Genomic DNA, 18,684 nt, shown 5'->3' with positions numbered 1-18,684 from the left:
TAGTCGTGATATTCAAAATATTGATTTTTGAAATATTTCTTTTTCTTTTGTTCTTTCGTAGACTAATTATTCGCTTCTTATACTTTATAGCGGGTGGTTTTAGAATTCTTTTTTATATGTACAATATATTGATTTATAATGATAATATAGCGTCATTCATATTAAATTAGAACTCTGAATAACGTAAGATTTTCTCATTTCAAATCTGTTTATCTTGAATCAATCAAAACCACCTGCTTGCACATCACAAGCGGGATGAGTGTGTGGAGAAAAACTGTACAAGAAATGACTAAAAATGGCTCTTATGAACCGCCGCCTTAATGCAAGGTCTATCGCAACACCCACGAGCTGGCAAATATAATGATGGTGCCGGCTTATTACTTCATAAGCGTAAAGATGGAGGTGCTCAATAGATTTACCATGAACAGCGTCGCAAAATAGGCTTGGATACCTTGAGAAATGTTTCTTTAAAACAAGAGTGTTAATGTGCAACACAATGGCGCTCTGTATCGAACTTGTAGCAGGAGGAAGAATACCATACCAACTAGACATACCATTGCTCATCACTAGCGCCATTATGTTCTTTAGCAGCATAACTGCAGCTTGGTATTACGATGCTCTTACTTCATCTCACATCTGCTGAATATGAGCTTATTCTTTTTCAATAAATGAAAGCCCCTTTCATTCATACATCATTCAAAATAAGAAGCTATCCGCCTCTCAAACTTTTTGTTGTCCTCACCAAACTCATGAAATCAAACCCGCATCTCACGGTATTAGTTCTTAAGATCACGCGCCCCCTACCGAGTATCTGACGGCATCCTTACCCTAGAAACTCAAATGGCTTGTTTATCCTTCAGCTCCAAAATCATGAGATAAGGCAGAAAAAAGCGATGCCTTAAACAAAATATTCTAAAGAAAGCTAAGTTACTCGCATAAAGGAACAGAAAATGGCTGTGTCTTAGGTCACATTTTAAAACTTGAGCACGATCATAATTTATTTGCATAAACCTAAACACCTATAATTTGCACCACCTTCTGCAAAACTAAAAGTGAGAAATCCTCATAACCTCTTTTCCGAAAATCTTAAAAAGACTAAACGAAACCTCTTAAACTGCTCAACTATCTCGATACCAGTTCATTTTTTTGGAAGAACGGAGGTTTAAGCTGTTTTTGGCATCAACCTTCTTTTTTGTTCTTTTGTTTGTTAGCAGATATACTATTCACTTCCCCCGCCTCTTTTTAGGTTAAATCTTAAGAATCGTCGCGCAGTATATTTTATTTGTCCTCCTCTTCACATCTCAGAAGACGAGAATTTTTAACAAAATTCAGTCTGCAAGCAATCTCATTCTAACGGGTTCTATTTAATTTCTCCTTAATAGGATTTACTTCCATAAGACTCGACAAGAAAGATTTAAAATATTCATCATGCATTCTCAAAACATTTAATGCCTCAAGAAGGCTTATATGCCTACCATATCTCACATGATGGGGTGCCTTATAAAACGTTCACCTCTAGTGGTACGCTCCACTTAATGAACAAAGCGTTTTCTAAAATAGAGCAGCAAATAATGCTAAACTTTTTCCATTCATGTTTCGCTTCATAAATGCTTCATCCAAGTGGAAAGCATCACGAACAAACATGCCCCAATTGATAAAGCTTAATCGCGTGAAAGGGCGACAACAGGGTCAAGCCGTGAAGCTTGCCGCGCTGGAGAAAAGCCAAAACATATTCCTATGAGGGTTGAAAAAGTAAGAGACATAATGATCGATTCAATAGTATAAACCAAATGAATAGGTGCCTTAAACAGAAGAAACAAGCCACCTATAGAAAGTCCAAGCAAGATTCCCAAACCACCACCAATCACACAAACCAAAATCGCTTCAATGAGAAATTGCTGTAAAATATCACTTTGCCGTGCACCAACTGCCATACGCACGCCGATTTCATTGATCCGCTCAGAAACAGTGACCAACATAATATTCATCACCCCTATACCCCCCACAACCAGGGAAATAGCTGCAATTGAAGAAATTAAAAGTGTTAAAATATTTGTACTCTCCATAACACGTTCACGGAAAAATTCAGAATTTCTAATGAAAAAATCCTCCCCGCCATGCCGCATAATGAGAAAACGTTTTATCATGGTCTCCGCTAAATATGAATCAATATCATCAGCAATCCTAACAATAATTGCACGAACTTCTGTTGTACCAAGAAAACGCGTCTGCACTGTTGTATAGGGTAAATAAAGCTGTAAAGTATTTGATGTATCTCCACTTGCATTATTTTGCGAATCAACAACACCAATAATACGCGCAGGAACATTACCCACATTCACCACCTTTCCAAGGGGGCTTTCATGGCTATGGGGGAAAAGAACAGACAATGCTTCTTTCTCGATCACGAGATCAACCGCCCGATCATGGACACTTTTTTGATCAAAAAACTGTCCTTTGAAAACTTTGAGCCCCTGTGTCTGAAAAAATTGTTCTCCCACCCCCGCAATAATGGCATTGACTTCAACTGCACCAAAACGCACTTTCGAGCTTGCTGAAATCTGTGGTGTCACACCAGAAACATAAGGTAATCCAGACAAGGCTTCTGCATCAGCTTCAACCAAACTGGTTATTTTTTCTGCTTGTGGATCAGAAAAACTTTTACCAGGAAAAATGGTTAATGTATTAGTACCCAAACTTTTAAAATTTTCCAGAATTTTCTCTCGTGTACCATTCCCTAAAGCCACCATAGCAATAATCGCCCCAATACCGATAATCACCCCAAGCATTGTTAGAAAAGTCCGCATGCGATGTGCATTCATTGCCAACAGAGCCATCACAAACGCCTCACGGAATCGCTCAACAAAAGAACGAAAAAAGCCCAGTTTTTGTTGGCCTTTTAGATTTTGTTGTTCCTGAAGAGATTTTCCACCAACTTTTGTTTTTGCAACCCTTGACTGCTTATCAGCAATAATTTCCCCATCACTGATTTCGATAATACGCTCTGCTCTTTCAGCCACCTGCATATCATGGGTTACAATGATAATGGTACGCCCCTCTTGATGAAGTTCATCCAAAATATGCAATACTTCTTGCCCACTCTTTTTGTCCAATGCACCAGTTGGTTCATCTGCAAGAATGACCTCCGCATTATTCATGAGCGCCCGAGCAATAGAAACACGTTGTTGCTGACCACCAGAAAGCTGATTTGGACGATGATTTATCCGATCACCCATGCCCAAACGCGTTAAAAGATCCTGTGCCCGCTGTTTCCTTGCTTCCACGGCACATCCCGCATAAATAGCCGGAATTTCAACATTACCAAGAGCTGTCAATTCATTCAACAAATGGTAACGCTGAAAAATAAAACCAAAATGATTACGTCGCAAAGCCGACAATTCATCCGCAGAAAGGGAAGCTGTTTCTTTACCAGAGATCCAATAACGACCAGAAGTTGGACGATCAAGACAGCCTAAAATATTCATCAAGGTCGATTTACCTGAACCGGAAGCACCTACAATTGCCACCATTTCACCACGTTTAATGGTAAGATTGATGTTTTTCAAAACGGTAACAAACGCTTCGCCCGCAGGAAATTTGCGCACAATATTTTCCAAGACGAAGACAGCATCTGCTTGATTTGTGCTCATGCTTTAACTCTCGTCTTCGCTGTGCATGTGAGAAGACTCTGGCATCACTCCATCAGACGAACTAGTGACGACGACATCACCCTCGTTAAGTCCTGAAACAATCTCTGCCATAACCTTATTATTCAACCCAACGCTCACCTGTTTAGTAACCACCTTATTTTCCCCCACCAAAACAGAAACCCATGCTTTACGCTCTCTTGTCTCATCGCGTAAAGCATCACTTGGAACCAACAAGACATTCTGCGCGCGCCCTAAGATAATATGAACTTGAGCAGTCATATAGGTTCGCAAAAAATTGTCCGCATTATCAACATGTAGAATTCCATTGTAATAGATAGCCGATGATATTAAAGCACTAGAACCACTCACCATACCAGGATTAATACTCACATCAGCACGAATTGCTTCAGGAGCCGGCTCTACTTTTTCTAAAACGCCTTCATAACGACGCTGTGAATTACCTAGAACTGTAAAATAAAGTGGTTGTCCAGCTCGGACTTTAAGAACATCTGCTTCTGAGATTTGCGCCTTGATCGTCATCTTTGATAAATCACCCAAAATAACAATCGTTGGCGCCGACTGAACCGCATTCACATTCTGCCCTTCTTCCACAACTGTTGCCAAAACCGTTCCCGCTGAAGGGGCAGTGATGCGTGTATAACCTAAATTAACCTCTGCACTCTCCACATCAATTTGTGCTTGCACAATCTGCTGACGAAGTTGTTCAATTTGCGCCTCGCGTATTTTCACCTGTGTCGTAGCCTCATCGAGGTTCGCACGTGAAACCGCACGTGTTTCAATCATTTTTTTCTGACGCTCTAAATTTTTCTGTGCAAGAGAAAGATAGGCTTCTTGTTCTATCAAACTCGCATAATAATGCGATAATGCTGCTTTTTTTCTTTTTAAATCATTTTCCTGATCTGTAGGATCAATTTCTGCCAAGAGATCGCCTTCTTTCACAACACTCCCAGGGGAAACATGCATTGACACCACACGCCCTGTTGCTCGCGCACCAACAGCCACCAACCGGTAAGGACGTACAAGACCAGAAGCTAAAACACTTTCCTCAATATCCCCACGTTTCACCACCGCTGTTATATAAGTTGGAGTAGATGTTCCAAAAAAAACAGAACGTAACCATAACAACAAGAGAATGAGAAATATAGCAGTTAAAAAGAAGGAAAGTTTTTTGTGTTTTGTAATGAAATTTTTGAGTAAGTTTTTTTTCATTTCCCTACCTTTGCACGCGAACGAGGTGCATTATCAACGACTTCTGGACGCGATACATCAACAACGCCATCCCAGCCCCCCCCCAATGCTTTCATCAACGTGATATATTGCGTAACCAAAGAAACACGGCTATCTTTAAGCGCCATTTGTGCAGAATAATAAGAGCGATCAGCATTTAACAATTCAAGAAAACTAGTATTTCCATTCTCAAAAAGGTTCCGTGAAAGTTTTAAGGAATGAAGAGAAGCTTTATTCGCAACGATTAGCTTTTCTAAGCGTTGATGTTCCTTCGTTAATCTTACAAGCGCATTTTCTACATCTTCTAAAGCTTCCAACACAGCAGCTCGATAAGTAATAAAAGCTTGATCACGCTGCGCGCGCGCTACCGCAATAGAAGCCTCGACCTGACCTCCATTAAAAAGAGGAAAACGAAGACCAGGTCCAAAAGACCAGCCAATCGTTGAATTTTTCCATAATTGATCAATTGCCGTTGCTGCTGTCGAAATATTACCTGTTAAAGTAAGTGATGGATAACGATCTGCTTCACGTTGACCAATCCGTGCTGTCGCTTGCGCATATTGACGCTCTGCCCGTCGCAAATCTGGACGTGTTAACAAAATATCGGCTGGAATTCCTGCTGGTATCGGCCAGCGTGGTTGTGGAATCTTTGCATGCTTAGCATTTTTTTGTAAAAGATCCTTCAATGCCGTAGGCACACGACCAGTTAAGACAGAAAGGCGATGAACGCTCATTGCTAAATTCGCTTCCATCTGTGATATATCTGCTTCTGTATTTGCCATTTGTGCTTGCGCATTTGAAACATCAAGCTCAGAAACATCACCAGCTGTTAATCTAGCGCGCATCAGTTCATAAGTTTTACGTTGTGATACAGCAATTTGCCGCACAATAAACAACTTTTGTTGCCAGCCACGCATTTGCACATAATTTGTTGCCACATCTCCTAGTAATGTCACCATGGTAGCGCGCATATCTTCCACAGCCGCATCAAGGCCATAACGCGCTGCTTCAACCGCACGTTTATGCCCACCAAAAAAATCAAGCTCCCAGCTTGCATCAAAACCACTACTATACTGGTTTAACAATGCATCAGACTGTCCAGAACGACTACGGGTTCCTGAAATTGAATTGGACACATTTGGCAAAAGAGTTCCCACAACCTGTCCTAAACCCGCACGCGCCTCACGTACCCGAGCTTTGGCAACAGCAACATTATTATTTCCAGAAATCGCGTAATCCATTAACGCATCTAGAACAGGATCATTCAAATGCCGCCACCATCCGGCAAGCGCAACGGGCTGCCGTGCAGTCTGTGCAGATTTTTCTCCCCAAACTGCTGGAACACGAAAAGATGTTTTCTGGTAATTAGGACCAACCATACATCCTGACAAAAGCAAACACAACAAGACACTAAAAAATAATCCACGAGAAGCGCCCCATTTGAGATTTCTGATATACATCCAGTCTCCCGCATTCTTTCAGAATCATTATTTAATATTAATACTTTATTTACCTCTTATTTCAAACTTGACGTGAAAAATCAAATACAGTTTGCACAGGAATATGATCTGAAGGACGTTCCCATCCGCGCGCATCACGAAAAATCGAAAGATCTACAACAAAAGGGGCTAAATCTTGAGAAGACCAAACATGGTCAAGCCGCCGCCCATAATCAGTAAATGCCCAATCGCGAGCACGATAACTCCACCATGTGTAAAGCTTGGTAGGAACAGGAATATGCAACCGCATCAGATCAACCCATCCACCTTGACAACACAAATCCTGTAAACGCTCGGTTTCAATGGGAGTATGGCTTACAACCTTCAACAATTGCTGATGAGACCAAACATCCTCTGCCAAAGGAGCAATATTTAAATCTCCCACCAAAAGAGAAGAAAGACCATCGCCTTGATCCGCACGAATGGAGGACATTTCTTCTAAAAAATCAAGCTTATGACGAAACTTTTCATTCACATCAGCATCAGGGATATCTCCCCCAGCAGGAACATAAAAATTATGAATCCGCAAGCTTCTCCCATGGGCTTCCACAATAACTGAGATATAACGGCAATCTTGGTTTTGGCAAAAAAAACGCTTTTCTACCTTTTTAAAAGGCAAACGAGAAACAATAGCCACCCCGTTATAAGATTTTTGTCCACTCAATGCGATATGCTTATAACCCGCTGCTTCAAAAGCCTCCACTGGAAATAAAGCATCTGGACATTTTGTTTCCTGTAGACACAAAACATCTGCGGAAAAGAGTTCCAAATACTGAAAAACCTGTGCAAGACGCAAACGAATAGAATTAATATTCCAAGTCGCAATACGAAAGAACATTTGTTTTAATCCCAATGACGTAACACTCTTTCTTCATTTCTTCGAAGGAAGTGTGAACATCCCATTAGCGAACCGGACGTCTGTCCGCACATTCATAATCTGCACAGTAGTTTCCAAATTTTGTTGGTCAACAATTGTCCACTGTCGCAAAGCAGAGCCTTTAGAATCAAAAACCATCCTTATTTGCCCTGCCCCAATCGTCTGATCACGCAGAACAATCGTCACGGCCCCTGGATCTTCGCGAAATGCGAACAAGCGCCCAGAAGATACATCAATTTTATCATCCAACAGAAATTTCATTGGCGTTTGCGAAAGTTGTGAAAAGTTCCAAGTATTCAAAGCCCGATTGTTAATGCCCACAAATTGACCATCTGCAATAATCTGTAAAGGCATTTTCTTGTAAATAAAACGAATTTTCCCTGGACGCTCTAGATAAAACGTTCCTTGAGACATCTTTCCCTTTGGACTAAATTGAATAAAATCACCTGTCATTGTTTTGATTGCCGCAAAATGGTTCACAACATTCTGCGCCTTTGCCACTTTATTAGAGGCTTGCGAAAAAGCAGGAACAATTAAACACCAAAAGATAATAATTCCCACCAACCCAAAGACTCTTCTTTGCAGTAAAAAAGACGTTTTCATAAAAAATGCTCCCAAGCAATACTTAATTGACTTTATAATTCATAACTTAAGTGATCAACGACGAATAAATACCCTTCTTTATAAGATAAAGATATTGTTTGAAAAAAATATCAAAAGATTTTTAAAAGTATTCTTCTTCGACAGTCTCCAAAACTTTTCGCTTACCCATATCATTAGCTGGACTAATGGTGCCTTCTTCTTCCATCCTTTCGATCAATGTGGCGGCACGATTATAACCAATGCCTAAACAACATTGAATATAAGAAGTTGAAGCCTTACGATCACGAAGCATAATAGCAACAGCTTGACAATAGGAATCATCTGCTAAAGAAAAAACTAAAGAAACATCCTTTTTTATTTCTTGCGGTATCGTTTCCAAATAACCAGTCTGCGTTTAAGTTTCCGAAATCATCAAATTTTCCTGCTTTTCTGCTGATTTTCTAAACGCATAATATATTCTTTCCCACCCCTAATCTATGAAGCAACATAAATTATAGTCAATACATAATGGATTAAGGACTAAACATATTACTCGCGAACCTGAAAGCTCTTTTAAGTGTCAAAAATGCTTTTTTGACTTCCTTCCCACCCAAAAGAATAAAAATCTTCATCCGAACCACTCTGTAAACAGTTTGGAGTTTAGCAAATTTCACTTAGCTTCCCACCCCATATAATTCATTTATATTAAGACTCGACAGATCAGCCTTGCCCTAAATATTTAGAACGCACTTAAAAAGACACTAAAATATCAAGTCTTACATGCTTTTACACCCCTATACTCGCAATAACATTATTTTATACCAAGATATTGATTTATAATAATTTATCTTTTTAACTTAAATCATAACGCCAAAGACAATAAGATTCTCTCATCACATACTCTCTCATATTGAATCAATTCAAATCATTTGCTTGCACGTTACAAACAAGGTTGGTGTATGGATAAAAGTTATATAAGATAAAGAATCCCCTTATAAGGAGTCTCAAGTACCAAAGAGCTATCGCAAATTGAGAGCTGGTATATGAAAATGCAGACTTTCTACGATACAATAGGATAAACACTTGTTTTACAAGGTATTATAAAAAACAACTATAAAGATTTTTCAAAAGCGCTCTTCTTCAGCAGGCACTAAAATTTCTCGTTTCCCTGCGTGATTTGCTGGACTAATAATACCTTCTTCTTCCATCCTCTCAATCAATGTCGCAGCGCGGTTATAACCAATGCCTAAACGGCGTTGAATATAAGAGGTCGAAGCCTTACGATCACGAAGCACAATAGCAACAGCTTGACTATAGGGATCATCTTCTGAAGGAGAAGACAAAGAAACATCAGCACCATCCTCTTCAACTTCTTGCGTAATTGTTTCTAAATAATCCGGTCGTGCTTGCGCTTTGAGATGCGCAACAACCTGCTCCACTTCATCATCCGCAACAAAAGGCCCATGCACACGCTGAATACGTCCTCCTCCCATCATAAAGAGCATATCTCCTTGTCCCAATAATTGCTCGGCCCCCTGTTCGCCTAAAATTGTTCGGCTATCAATTTTTGAACTCACAGAAAAAGAAATACGTGTAGGAAAATTGGCTTTGATCGTCCCAGTAATAACATCGACAGAAGGACGCTGTGTCGCCATAATTACATGGATACCGGCAGCACGTGCCATTTGTGCTAAACGTTGAACCGCTCCTTCAATATCTTTACCAGCAACCATCATCAAATCAGCCATTTCATCAATAATGACAACAATATAGGGCATAGGACTAAAATCAAGTGTTTCCGTTTCATAAAGAGGCTCACCAGTCTCACGATCAAATCCAACTTGAATTGTCCGAACCATTGTCTCTCCCTGACTTGCAGCTTCCCTAAGACGTGCATTAAACCCATCAATATTACGAACGCCTAGTTTTGACATTTTACTATAGCGTTCTTCCATTTCACGAACAGCCCACTTTAAAGCAATCACGGCTTTTTTAGGATCCGTCACCACGGGTGTTAATAAATGGGGAATGCCATCATAAACCGAAAGCTCAAGCATTTTCGGGTCCACCATAATGAGACGACATTGTTCAGGTGTCATACGATAAAGCAATGATAAAATCATTGTATTGATAGCAACAGACTTTCCCGATCCTGTTGTACCAGCAACCAAAAGATGGGGCATTTTTGCTAAATCTGCAACAACAGCTTCCCCCCCGATTGTCTTACCCAAAGCAAGTCCTAGCTTGGCTTTGCTGTCAATAAATTCTTGCGCCTGCAACATTTCTCGTAAATAAACCATCTCACGCTTTGCATTAGGCAATTCTATTCCAATAACATTACGTCCTGGAACCACCGCAACACGCGCCGAAATCGCACGCATCGAGCGTGCAATATCATCTGCCAAACCAATGATACGGGAGGACTTAATGCCTGCAGCCGGTTCAAATTCGTACAAAGTTACCACCGGTCCAGGACAAGCATCTATAATTTTTCCTTTGACTCCAAAATCTAACAAAACCCCTTCAAGCTCCTGAGAATTTGCTCTTAAAACAGCAGGAGAAAGTTTTGCATCCTTAACAGACGGTGGTGGAACCGAAAGATAATCTACAAGAGGAAGAACAAAACCACCCTTTGAAGAAGCTGTTAAAGACTTTCGATTTTTAACAGGAGAAACATAGGCTTTATTTTGATTTTCCTCACACTTTACTTTTTCACCTAAAAAAGTTGGCTCAATCCGATCAAATGGCTTTCCTTGCCCTTTACTCTGAAAACGCCTTTTGAAACAGAATAAACGAAAAAAACGCGCTTGTAAAAAATAAAAAAGATGCAAAAGAGCGCCACAAGTTGTCGCAAAAAAACCATGATTTTCACGATCCTCCTCTGCGGCATATTCCGTATCTTCTTCCAACTCAAAGACTGGATTAACGATTTCGTCTTTTGGAATGCTTTTTTCTTTTCTTTTCTTTGTTCGACGCCGCCATATTACATTACCAGCAAAAGCAGCGGTGAAAAAACCTAAAAGAATAAAAACAACACTGAAAAACACCGTGTAAGGAGGAGAAAGAAAAAGAGGAAAGACTGAAGAAGCAACACTTAAAACTTTATCTCCTAAAACCCCTCCCAATCCCATTGGCAATGGCCAATAAGTAAAAGAAGCAATAGGTGACATAAGAGCAAAAGCAATTAAAAAACAAATCGTTGATAGCACCCATAAAAAAAAGCGTAAAGTCAAATTGTAGATATTCTTTTGCGCCAACAAGAGAAAAGACCAAAATAACGGTGGCAACAAAACAGAAAGACTTGCCAAGCCAAAAAACTGCATAATAAAATCTGAAAAAATTGCCCCCATCCACCCCATAAGGTTTGTAACCTCATTTGTACTTGCATGAGTTAAAGATGGGTCCGCAACATTCCACGTCGCCAAAGCAAACACACAAAAAATAATAAAGCCCAAAAGCCCGAGCCCAATAAATACTCCTATCTGACGTAAAAACATCTCAATAAGACGCGAACCTTGAGAATTTCGCACTTCTAATGAATCATAAGGAGAAGAACTTCGGTGCATCTATCAATTCCAAATACAAAAATTTTATATTTTAAAGAGTTATAACTCCCTCTCTCTCTTAAAAAAGGATGAAGCTTAAACTCTGTACCAATTTGTAAACAAATAGCCTGTAAACAATCCGACTTCTTATCTAGCGCGTTCTACCTTCTAACCACTTCATATCATTCATATACCCACCACCCTAAGAGACAATCCTTCATAAGGCGCACAAAAAGCTCTCCCTGAATATTTATCACACGATCAACCAAAAAACACCCTATGTGTAAAGTGTTACATGGGTGCTATAGGCACCTTCTTAAACAAATAATATTTTTTACGCTACATCATGATAACGGCGAAATATGAATACTGTTTTAACCATCACGAATGACCACAATTTTTTATCTATTTTTATCTATCATACTAACGAAATGTCCCCCTTCAGGACAAGCATACTGAAGTAACTCACACAACTTAAAAAATACACGACCATCTTTGTTTATTTTTAGTTTTCTTTTTTATCAACCAAGTGTAAAAAGAATTGAAGAAGATATTTAAAAAAGCTTATCCGATAAATCTGTAAGATGAATCACATAAATGATTAAGCAGAAAAACTCTGAAAAACCAATCTGTCATCAGATTGGCGCTAAAAAGAAACCTCGTTTTTGTAAAGCAGAGAGAAAAGTAAAAGTTAAGATATTTTAGGCAATGTAAAAAGATATTCTTTTTAAAAGAAAGCAAACTATAAACAATGGAAGAAGTATTGTGTGTTCTAATCGCAATAAAGACGTACAACCCAATAAAAAAATTAAATCTCATAAAACTAAACAATGTGATCTGCTCATTGCAGGAGGAGCGGCTGTCGGTTTAGCCCTAGCGATAGCACTCAAGCAAACAGCCCCTAATCTGAAAATAAAAATCGTTGATGCTGCTCCACAAGGAGATCCCCCTGCTTCTAACATACGAACCATTGCCCTTGCTGCTGCTTCTATTCGTATGTTAAAACAATTACAATGTTGGGAATCTATAAAACTCTATGCGCAACCCATTCATTCAATGATCATCACAGATACAAGCACAAATGATCCTGTCAAACCCACTCTTTTAACCTTTGAAGGCGACATTAATCCCGGCGAGCCCTTTGCTGCTATGGTAGAGCATAGAGAACTCATCAACACTTTAAAAAAACGTGTCAAAGATCTCAATATCCCTGTTATTACAAACACCCGTGTCATTGATTTTCATCAAGAAGACCAACATACAACCGTCACTTTAAATAATGAAGAGGTTTGGCAAACAAAATTGCTTATTGCAGCTGACGGAGCCCATTCGAAATTACGCCAAAAAGCAGATCTTAAAAACTTTTCTCATCCCTATAAACAAACAGCAATCATCTGCACAGTTGAACATGAAAAAACCCATAATGGTCAAGCAATTCAACATTTTTTACCTGCCGGTCCTTTTGCTCTTCTCCCTCTTAAAGGCAACCGATCCGCCATTGTGTGGAATGAAGATCATAAAACTGCGCAATATTATCTCAAAGCTGATGCACTTATTTTTGAAACAGAACTCGAAAGACGCATTGGCCATCGATTAGGCAAACTCTCTTGGGATGGCGAACGTCAAGCTTTTCCTTTGAGTCTTTCTTTAACACGTCAATGCGTTAAACCACGTTTTGCTCTCGTTGGCGATGCCGCCCATACCATCCACCCCATTGCAGGACAAGGACTCAATTTAGGATTACGCGATAGCGCTGCGCTGGCTGAAGTGATTATTGAAACAGCACGACTAGGTCTTGACATTGGCTCCCTCACGGCTTTAGAGCGCTATCAAAGCTGGAGACGTTTTGAAATTGTCCGTATGGCTTTAAGCAATGATTGGCTTAATAAACTCTTTTCTAATGATAGCCTTCTTTTACGGATGCTCCGCGATACCGGCCTTGGAATCATTAATCAAGCACCAAAAATAAAAAAATACTTCATTCAAGAAGCTGCCGGACTCTCTCCAAATGCCCCACGTCTTCTACGCGGCTTCCCACTTTAAGAAAAAATTCATACTATTTTACAACCTTTCCCTTCCTCCTTCAAAGAACAAAAAATTCCTATCTCATCCAATCTGTTTACAAACCGGATTCCTGTCGAGTAATTTTTTCTTGACTTCCTCCTCCCATATTTCACTTAACATAAAACTCGACAAGCAAGCTACATTATGAGAGTATTCACTACGCACTGAAAAAAACGTTTAATATCTCAAAGAGGTTGTTGCTTTATATCACCACACCTTAAAAGAAGCCATTTCACGGCATAATAAAATAAACAAGACTTTTTAGCACACAACACTTTTATTTATAATAATAAGTTCATTGTTCTCATATTGAGTGAGAAATCTAAAGATCATAAAATACCCTTATTTCAAATCTCTCTCATGTTGAAGCAATCAAAATCATTCGCTTGCACATCACAAGCGAAAGTGTCGTATAAATAAAACAATTAAACAAAGCGACAAAAGCCTCCCTCTCTCAAGAACTAAGGACTTTAGCAATATTGGAGGCGAGTAAAGTGTATAAGGACGCCGGCTTATACTTTTTATTGAAGTAAAAATGGTGGTGTACAATGAATTTTATATGATCATAGGGGCTTTTACGTTATACTATTCATGAGAAGCGCCATAAAATAAGCTTAGTTGCATTGAAAAATTTTCTTTTAAAAAAGCGCGTAAATTGGAAACATAAATGTATTCCGTTTGGGGCATTCTGCTTCTCAGACAAACTCTTTAACTTATTGTGGAATACCACACAATTTTAGAAAAAATATTCCGATATATAACAAAGTGTTCCGCACTCTATACCATCACACACAATTGTAAACCTGCATACCCCCCTATTTCACACCATAAAAGAAGATAAACCGCAATAGAAATGATCCAATCCTTTTATTTTCAAATACACTCTTTATTCATTATTCATAAACGCTCATAAATGAATTTTAATCACAAACGCTCAGAAATATGTCATAAATTCTATAAAACCCATAACAGCCATAGAAATTTTCCATTTTTCTACACACTCACTCATCTCAACTAAACGAACGATAAATAAAGTAAATGCCTCATATATAATCTTACAGAAAAAAGACCAAACAAAATCTATAACATCAGGCTTGTTCTACAGAACAGTATTTCAAAAATATAAGTATGCTAATTTATTAACATATTAATTGATAAAATTATCATTTTACATATTGAGTTAAAATCCCTATGCAATAAATTATTCTCATTTCGACCATTTTTGTAAATAATCAATAAAACTATTTATTTACATAGACTAAAAAGAGCAACGTTAATGAAACGATAAAAAGAAGTAAAATATCCCCCCTCTCTCACATGCCAAAAGCAATTACAATATTCCAATCTGGCATCATCATTATGCTTGCCAGATTATGACAACAAGACCTTTTGCATTTAAATAAATTGTTCACGCTCCCTATCATTGTATTTGGTAACTCAATACTTTAATATATTCGTTCAGTATATTTATACAATTAAATTACCCAAAAGAGCATACTTCTTGCATTTACATTCCTTGGTATTCCCTTATCTTGTAAAGATCGCACACGTGTTACGTTACTTCGAGTTCATCAAGTGTATACCCATTCTCCAACCACTCTTTAATCCACTTAGGTCTACGTCCACGCCCATTCCATAATTCCCATTGGTTATTGGGATTTCTATAATGGCGCTCTTTGCTCACAAGATCAGCGATATCAATTCCATGGGCATTAGCAATTTCAAGAATTTTTCGTCGCGCATTTTGCTTTTCCTTTGCTTGCCGTTTTTTTAATTCCACATCGATTTGTGTACGCATCTCTTGTAGCTCATCAAAATTCATATTTTTGAGATCATTCACCTTAATTACTCCCCTTGCAAAAAAGAATCTTTTCTTGCCATATTTTAAACACAATTATAGACAATTTCTGTCTATTTATTATCGAAATTAAAATTACGATACATATATCACTTTGACGGAGATGTGCTTTGGACCACAAAGAGCTGTTTATTGGTATATCAGTTACCACCACTGCATCTTTTTTCAGTTCAATTGCTGAAACTACTAAATGCAGTGCTCAAGCGCCATCACACCTCTCTGAATCTTATGAATCAGTAGTCAAAAGTAAATATAAATCGTCACTCTATAAGTTATGGCAATACGCAACAAAGAACAAGCCCTCTCTGTATAATGATAGTGTAGTTCATTATGACAAGAAAACCTCCCCTCATACACAACGGCTTTTTACTTCGTATAAATTTTTTTTGAAAAGATTTTTGCAACTAGAGGATTATATAAAACAAGCAGCTTCAATACAGTATCAAAGATTATTATTTTTTAAAAGCAGCGCCTTTCTTCGTGATTCGAATAATATTGGTTGGCGTAATGTGCTCTATTTTATTCCACACTTTTATCTTGTTGGTTGGATATTCGCATATATTAGAAATATTCTTAGAAGAAAACAAAGCAATAATCACAAGGAATATTCTAAGCTAAACAATCTCATTCTGCAAATTTATAAAATCAAAAGACAACGAGAAAAAGCACAACACAGAATTAGCATTTGTATTAATAAAATTCTTCGTAATAAGGTGTATTGCTAATGATTGTTCCAGATTTCACATTTTTTGCTGCTGCATACATATCCAATACGCCCCCCATAGCATTTTCAGTTATCGCCAAACAAGAAGCGCGGGACAATGTCTATGTAACAGATGATAAAGATAACTTCTTCTATCAATCATCTCAGCTTAAGGAAACAATCGCAACAGCTGAACAGAGTGAACATAATTTTAACATAATTTTAGGGCAAATTGGTGTTGGAAATGTGAAATTGTTTTCTCTTTTTGATGCATTTGATTTTTGCAGAAATCTTACAGCTGCACAAAGCGCTTTAACTTACTGCTATGAACAAACAACATCAAAGTGCGTCTTTGAAAAAGCGACTTTGCAGTCTGTGCTGAATTTTTACAATACAGAAAACTCAAGCCACACCCGTATGCAAAAAGTTACTTCATATATTGGAGTAAAAGCTGCTGTACGAGGAAATGAAGACTTGCAGGAGCCTGTAAAGCTTAAAAAAGAAGAACCAGAACAGACAACTAAAGTAGATTCTCTTTCTCTCTCTTCAAAAGGAGAAGAAGATGCATTTACACATAAAGAAAGTAGCGCCAGAGATGCTTTTTCAGCTGAAGATTTTTCTTCATCGAGAAGATCACTGAGTGATGACTGATATTTTCACGAAAATCTAGAATTTTGATAGGATATTATAATGAAAGGTAGATAAGAAAATGTTAAAGCTCTAATTAGTAAGATTGAACAAAATCTCTTCTAATTGAGGGCAAAGATAATGAAAATGATAGAACAAAACAGCGTTGATATGGCATTTAGTCAAAAAGCAGCACGTGAGATTACAGTCGTGATGCTTTCAGAAAGAGAATGGTATTTCACATTTATTTCTGATGATCCAATTACCGGAAAGCCAAATAAATATACATTACTTACACAAAGAGGAAAACTAAGAACTTGGGCTGATCCAAAATATCTCTTTAAGTTTCTTCATGAAAGAGGGGTCATTTGTGGGAGTTTTAATCTTAATCAGGATAAAGAACATGAAACAATTAAATATTCTTCACACAACAGCTCGTAATAAAATTGCTGCATTGTCTGCAGCTTTAACTGTGTTTTTTATGGGTAGTTCAGCTCATGCACAAGCCCAAGCAAAAACTTTAAAAAATGCGGAGACAGCTCTAAAGGGTTTACAAGGCGATATTGAAAAAATTATACCTATTGCTGCTGCTATTATACTATTATGCTTAGCAATTGGTTATGCAGGACGCTACATCGGAAAAGACACATTTGTACGGTGGGCAATCGGGGTCGTTATCGCAGGTTCAGCAGCCCAACTTGTTTCACTGCTATTTAAAACAGCGTAATAATGGTATTAATTATAAATTATAAAATACAATATGTTTATTTGTATAAAAATATTATTTAGAATTTTAATAAGAGTGAGATATGCAAAATTTAATTAATCTCAAATCGAAAAGTAACAACAAAATCATCGCATTTTCTGCTGCTGTGACTGCGTTCTTTATGAATAATTCTGCTTATGCCCAACCATCCGTTTTAACAAATGCATCGAACGCTCTAACAGCTTTACAGAAAGACTTGAAAGCAATTATCCCTATTGCTGCTGCTGTTATACTTTTATGTTTAGCAATTGGCTATGCAGGACGCTACATCGGAAAAGACACATTTGTACGGTGGGCAATCGGTGTTGTCATCGCAGGTTCTGCAACCCAACTTGTTACACTGTTATTTACAAAATAGTAGCAATAGCATTAGTTATAAATACAATATGTTTATTTATATAAAAAATATTATCTAGAATTTTAATAAGAGTGAGATATGCAAAGTTTAATTAATCTGAAACCGAAAAGTAACAACAAAATCATCGCATTTTCTGCAGCTATGACTGCGTTTTTTATGGATAGTTCTGCTTACGCCGCCAGCGCAAGCATTTTACAAAATGCAGAGACAGCTCTAACAGATTTACAGACAGATTTAAAAGTGATTATCCCTATTGCTGCTGCCGTTATACTGTTGTGCTTAGCAATTGGTTATGCAGGACGCTACATCGGAAAAGACACATTTGTACGGTGGGCAATCGGTGTTGTCATCGCAGGTTCTGCAGCCCAACTTGTTTCACTACTATTTAAAACAGCGTAATAATAGCATTATATAAATTATAAAATACAATATGTTTGTTCATATAAAAATATTATCTAGATTTTAATAAGAGTCAAATATGCAAAAATTAATTAGTATTCAATCGAAAAGTAACAACAAAATCATCGCATTTTCTGCTGCTATGATTGCGTTCCTTATAAATAGTTCTGCTCATGCACAAGCCAAACCATCGGTTTTAACAAATGCATCGGACGCTCTAACAGCTTTACAGACAGATTTAAAAGTGATTATTCCTGTCGCTGCTGCTGTTATACTTTTATGCTTAGCAATTGGTTACGCAGGCCGCTACATAGAAAAGGATACATTTGTACGGTGGGCAATCGGGGTCGTTATCGCAGGTTCAGCAACCCAACTTGTTACTCTGCTATTTAAAACAGCATAATAATGGCATTAATTATAAATACAATATGTTATCTAGAATTTTAATAAGAGTGAGATATGCAAAGTTTAATTAATCTGAAACCGAAAAGTAACAACAAAATCATCG

General features: G+C 38.0%; 15 protein-coding genes and 2 pseudogenes. 9 read left to right on the top strand and 8 right to left on the bottom strand.

Features of this window, described 5'->3' with window-relative positions:
* Positions 1-295: 295 nt before the first annotated feature.
* Positions 296-482, top strand: a pseudogene (locus ACFINK_RS03400) (integrase); the annotation flags it as partial.
* Between the two features lie 1,179 nt (positions 483-1,661).
* On the opposite strand, the gene ACFINK_RS03395 reads toward ACFINK_RS03400, so the two are convergent.
* The 7 genes and pseudogenes from ACFINK_RS03395 to ACFINK_RS03365 all read right to left on the bottom strand — a co-directional run bounded on the left by ACFINK_RS03395 (position 1,662) and on the right by ACFINK_RS03365 (position 11,422).
* Positions 1,662-3,650 carry a MacB family efflux pump subunit gene (locus ACFINK_RS03395; RefSeq protein WP_375638251.1) on the bottom strand — a complete coding sequence of 663 codons (1,989 nt, stop codon included), beginning with the start codon at positions 3,648-3,650 and terminating at the stop codon, positions 1,662-1,664.
* A gap of 3 nt (positions 3,651-3,653) precedes the next feature.
* Complete coding sequence (locus tag ACFINK_RS03390) at positions 3,654-4,880, bottom strand: efflux RND transporter periplasmic adaptor subunit (protein ID WP_375638250.1); 1,227 nt, start codon at positions 4,878-4,880, stop codon at positions 3,654-3,656.
* Entirely contained in the window at positions 4,877-6,358 is a 1,482-nt protein-coding gene (locus ACFINK_RS03385) for an efflux transporter outer membrane subunit (RefSeq protein WP_375638249.1), read from the bottom strand. Before ACFINK_RS03385 ends, ACFINK_RS03390 begins: the two co-directional genes overlap by 4 nt.
* Before the next feature lie 61 nt (positions 6,359-6,419).
* The gene (locus ACFINK_RS03380) at positions 6,420-7,235 is read right to left on the bottom strand and encodes an exodeoxyribonuclease III (RefSeq protein ID WP_375611707.1); all 816 of its coding nucleotides are present in this window, start codon (positions 7,233-7,235) and stop codon (positions 6,420-6,422) included.
* A 33-nt stretch (positions 7,236-7,268) separates the two neighbouring features.
* Complete coding sequence (locus ACFINK_RS03375; protein WP_375638248.1) at positions 7,269-7,877, bottom strand: LolA family protein; 609 nt, start codon at positions 7,875-7,877, stop codon at positions 7,269-7,271.
* A gap of 121 nt (positions 7,878-7,998) precedes the next feature.
* Positions 7,999-8,259, bottom strand: a pseudogene (locus ACFINK_RS03370) (DNA translocase FtsK); the annotation flags it as partial.
* Positions 8,260-8,980: 721 nt separating this feature from the next.
* Complete coding sequence (locus tag ACFINK_RS03365) at positions 8,981-11,422, bottom strand: FtsK/SpoIIIE family DNA translocase (protein WP_375638247.1); 2,442 nt, start codon at positions 11,420-11,422, stop codon at positions 8,981-8,983.
* A gap of 744 nt (positions 11,423-12,166) precedes the next feature.
* On the opposite strand from ACFINK_RS03365, the gene ACFINK_RS03360 reads away from it, so the two are divergent.
* Positions 12,167-13,444 carry a ubiquinone biosynthesis hydroxylase gene (locus ACFINK_RS03360; RefSeq protein WP_375638246.1) on the top strand — a complete coding sequence of 426 codons (1,278 nt, stop codon included), beginning with the start codon at positions 12,167-12,169 and terminating at the stop codon, positions 13,442-13,444.
* Positions 13,445-15,017: 1,573 nt separating this feature from the next.
* Here ACFINK_RS03360 and ACFINK_RS03355 read toward each other — a convergent pair.
* Entirely contained in the window at positions 15,018-15,305 is a 288-nt protein-coding gene (locus ACFINK_RS03355) for an H-NS histone family protein (RefSeq protein WP_015857007.1), read from the bottom strand.
* A 128-nt stretch (positions 15,306-15,433) separates the two neighbouring features.
* Here ACFINK_RS03355 and ACFINK_RS03350 point away from each other — a divergent pair, with 128 nt between their 5' ends.
* From ACFINK_RS03350 to trwL (ACFINK_RS03320), 7 genes are all read left to right on the top strand, one after another.
* The gene (locus tag ACFINK_RS03350) at positions 15,434-16,048 is read left to right on the top strand and encodes a hypothetical protein (protein WP_375638245.1); all 615 of its coding nucleotides are present in this window, start codon (positions 15,434-15,436) and stop codon (positions 16,046-16,048) included.
* Entirely contained in the window at positions 16,048-16,677 is a 630-nt protein-coding gene (locus tag ACFINK_RS03345; protein WP_375613159.1) for a lysozyme family protein, read from the top strand. Before ACFINK_RS03350 ends, ACFINK_RS03345 begins: the two co-directional genes overlap by 1 nt.
* 117 nt (positions 16,678-16,794) lie before the next feature.
* Entirely contained in the window at positions 16,795-17,094 is a 300-nt protein-coding gene (gene korA / locus ACFINK_RS03340; RefSeq protein ID WP_375613158.1) for a KorA family transcriptional regulator, read from the top strand.
* On the top strand, positions 17,057-17,380 hold the full coding sequence (gene trwL, locus ACFINK_RS03335; protein WP_375638244.1) for a VirB2 family type IV secretion system major pilin TrwL: 324 nt from the start codon (positions 17,057-17,059) through the stop codon (positions 17,378-17,380). The genes korA and trwL (ACFINK_RS03335) overlap by 38 nt, the downstream gene beginning before the upstream one ends.
* 82 nt (positions 17,381-17,462) lie before the next feature.
* Positions 17,463-17,777, top strand: a complete 315-nt coding sequence (trwL, locus tag ACFINK_RS03330; protein WP_375638243.1) for a VirB2 family type IV secretion system major pilin TrwL — start codon at positions 17,463-17,465, stop codon at positions 17,775-17,777.
* Between the two features lie 78 nt (positions 17,778-17,855).
* Positions 17,856-18,176, top strand: coding sequence for a VirB2 family type IV secretion system major pilin TrwL (gene trwL / locus ACFINK_RS03325; RefSeq protein WP_375638242.1), 321 nt, complete (start codon positions 17,856-17,858; stop codon positions 18,174-18,176).
* 79 nt (positions 18,177-18,255) lie between these two features.
* Positions 18,256-18,579, top strand: coding sequence for a VirB2 family type IV secretion system major pilin TrwL (gene trwL / locus ACFINK_RS03320; RefSeq protein WP_375638241.1), 324 nt, complete (start codon positions 18,256-18,258; stop codon positions 18,577-18,579).
* Positions 18,580-18,684: the final 105 nt, after the last annotated feature.

This window comes from Bartonella sp. AA16NXGY (assembly GCF_042197325.1).
In the GTDB taxonomy this organism is placed as follows: Bacteria; Pseudomonadota; Alphaproteobacteria; order Rhizobiales; family Rhizobiaceae; genus Bartonella.
The sequence above is the reverse complement of the archived record's forward strand: the minus strand, read 5'-3'. Positions and strand labels throughout refer to the sequence as shown.

Excerpts from the sequence above, each read along its gene's own strand:
- ACFINK_RS03395 (WP_375638251.1), bottom strand. The coding sequence starts at position 3,650 with ATGAGCACAAATCAAGCAGATGCTGTCTTCGTCTTGGAAAATATTGTG.
- ACFINK_RS03390 (WP_375638250.1), bottom strand. The coding sequence starts at position 4,880 with ATGAAAAAAAACTTACTCAAAAATTTCATTACAAAACACAAAAAACTT.
- ACFINK_RS03385 (WP_375638249.1), bottom strand. The coding sequence starts at position 6,358 with ATGTATATCAGAAATCTCAAATGGGGCGCTTCTCGTGGATTATTTTTT.
- ACFINK_RS03380 (WP_375611707.1), bottom strand. The coding sequence starts at position 7,235 with ATGTTCTTTCGTATTGCGACTTGGAATATTAATTCTATTCGTTTGCGT.
- ACFINK_RS03375 (WP_375638248.1), bottom strand. The coding sequence starts at position 7,877 with ATGAAAACGTCTTTTTTACTGCAAAGAAGAGTCTTTGGGTTGGTGGGA.
- ACFINK_RS03365 (WP_375638247.1), bottom strand. The coding sequence starts at position 11,422 with ATGCACCGAAGTTCTTCTCCTTATGATTCATTAGAAGTGCGAAATTCT.
- ACFINK_RS03345 (WP_375613159.1), top strand. The coding sequence starts at position 16,048 with ATGATTGTTCCAGATTTCACATTTTTTGCTGCTGCATACATATCCAAT.
- korA (WP_375613158.1), top strand. The coding sequence starts at position 16,795 with ATGAAAATGATAGAACAAAACAGCGTTGATATGGCATTTAGTCAAAAA.
- trwL (WP_375638244.1), top strand. The coding sequence starts at position 17,057 with ATGAAACAATTAAATATTCTTCACACAACAGCTCGTAATAAAATTGCT.
- trwL (WP_375638243.1), top strand. The coding sequence starts at position 17,463 with ATGCAAAATTTAATTAATCTCAAATCGAAAAGTAACAACAAAATCATC.
- trwL (WP_375638242.1), top strand. The coding sequence starts at position 17,856 with ATGCAAAGTTTAATTAATCTGAAACCGAAAAGTAACAACAAAATCATC.
- trwL (WP_375638241.1), top strand. The coding sequence starts at position 18,256 with ATGCAAAAATTAATTAGTATTCAATCGAAAAGTAACAACAAAATCATC.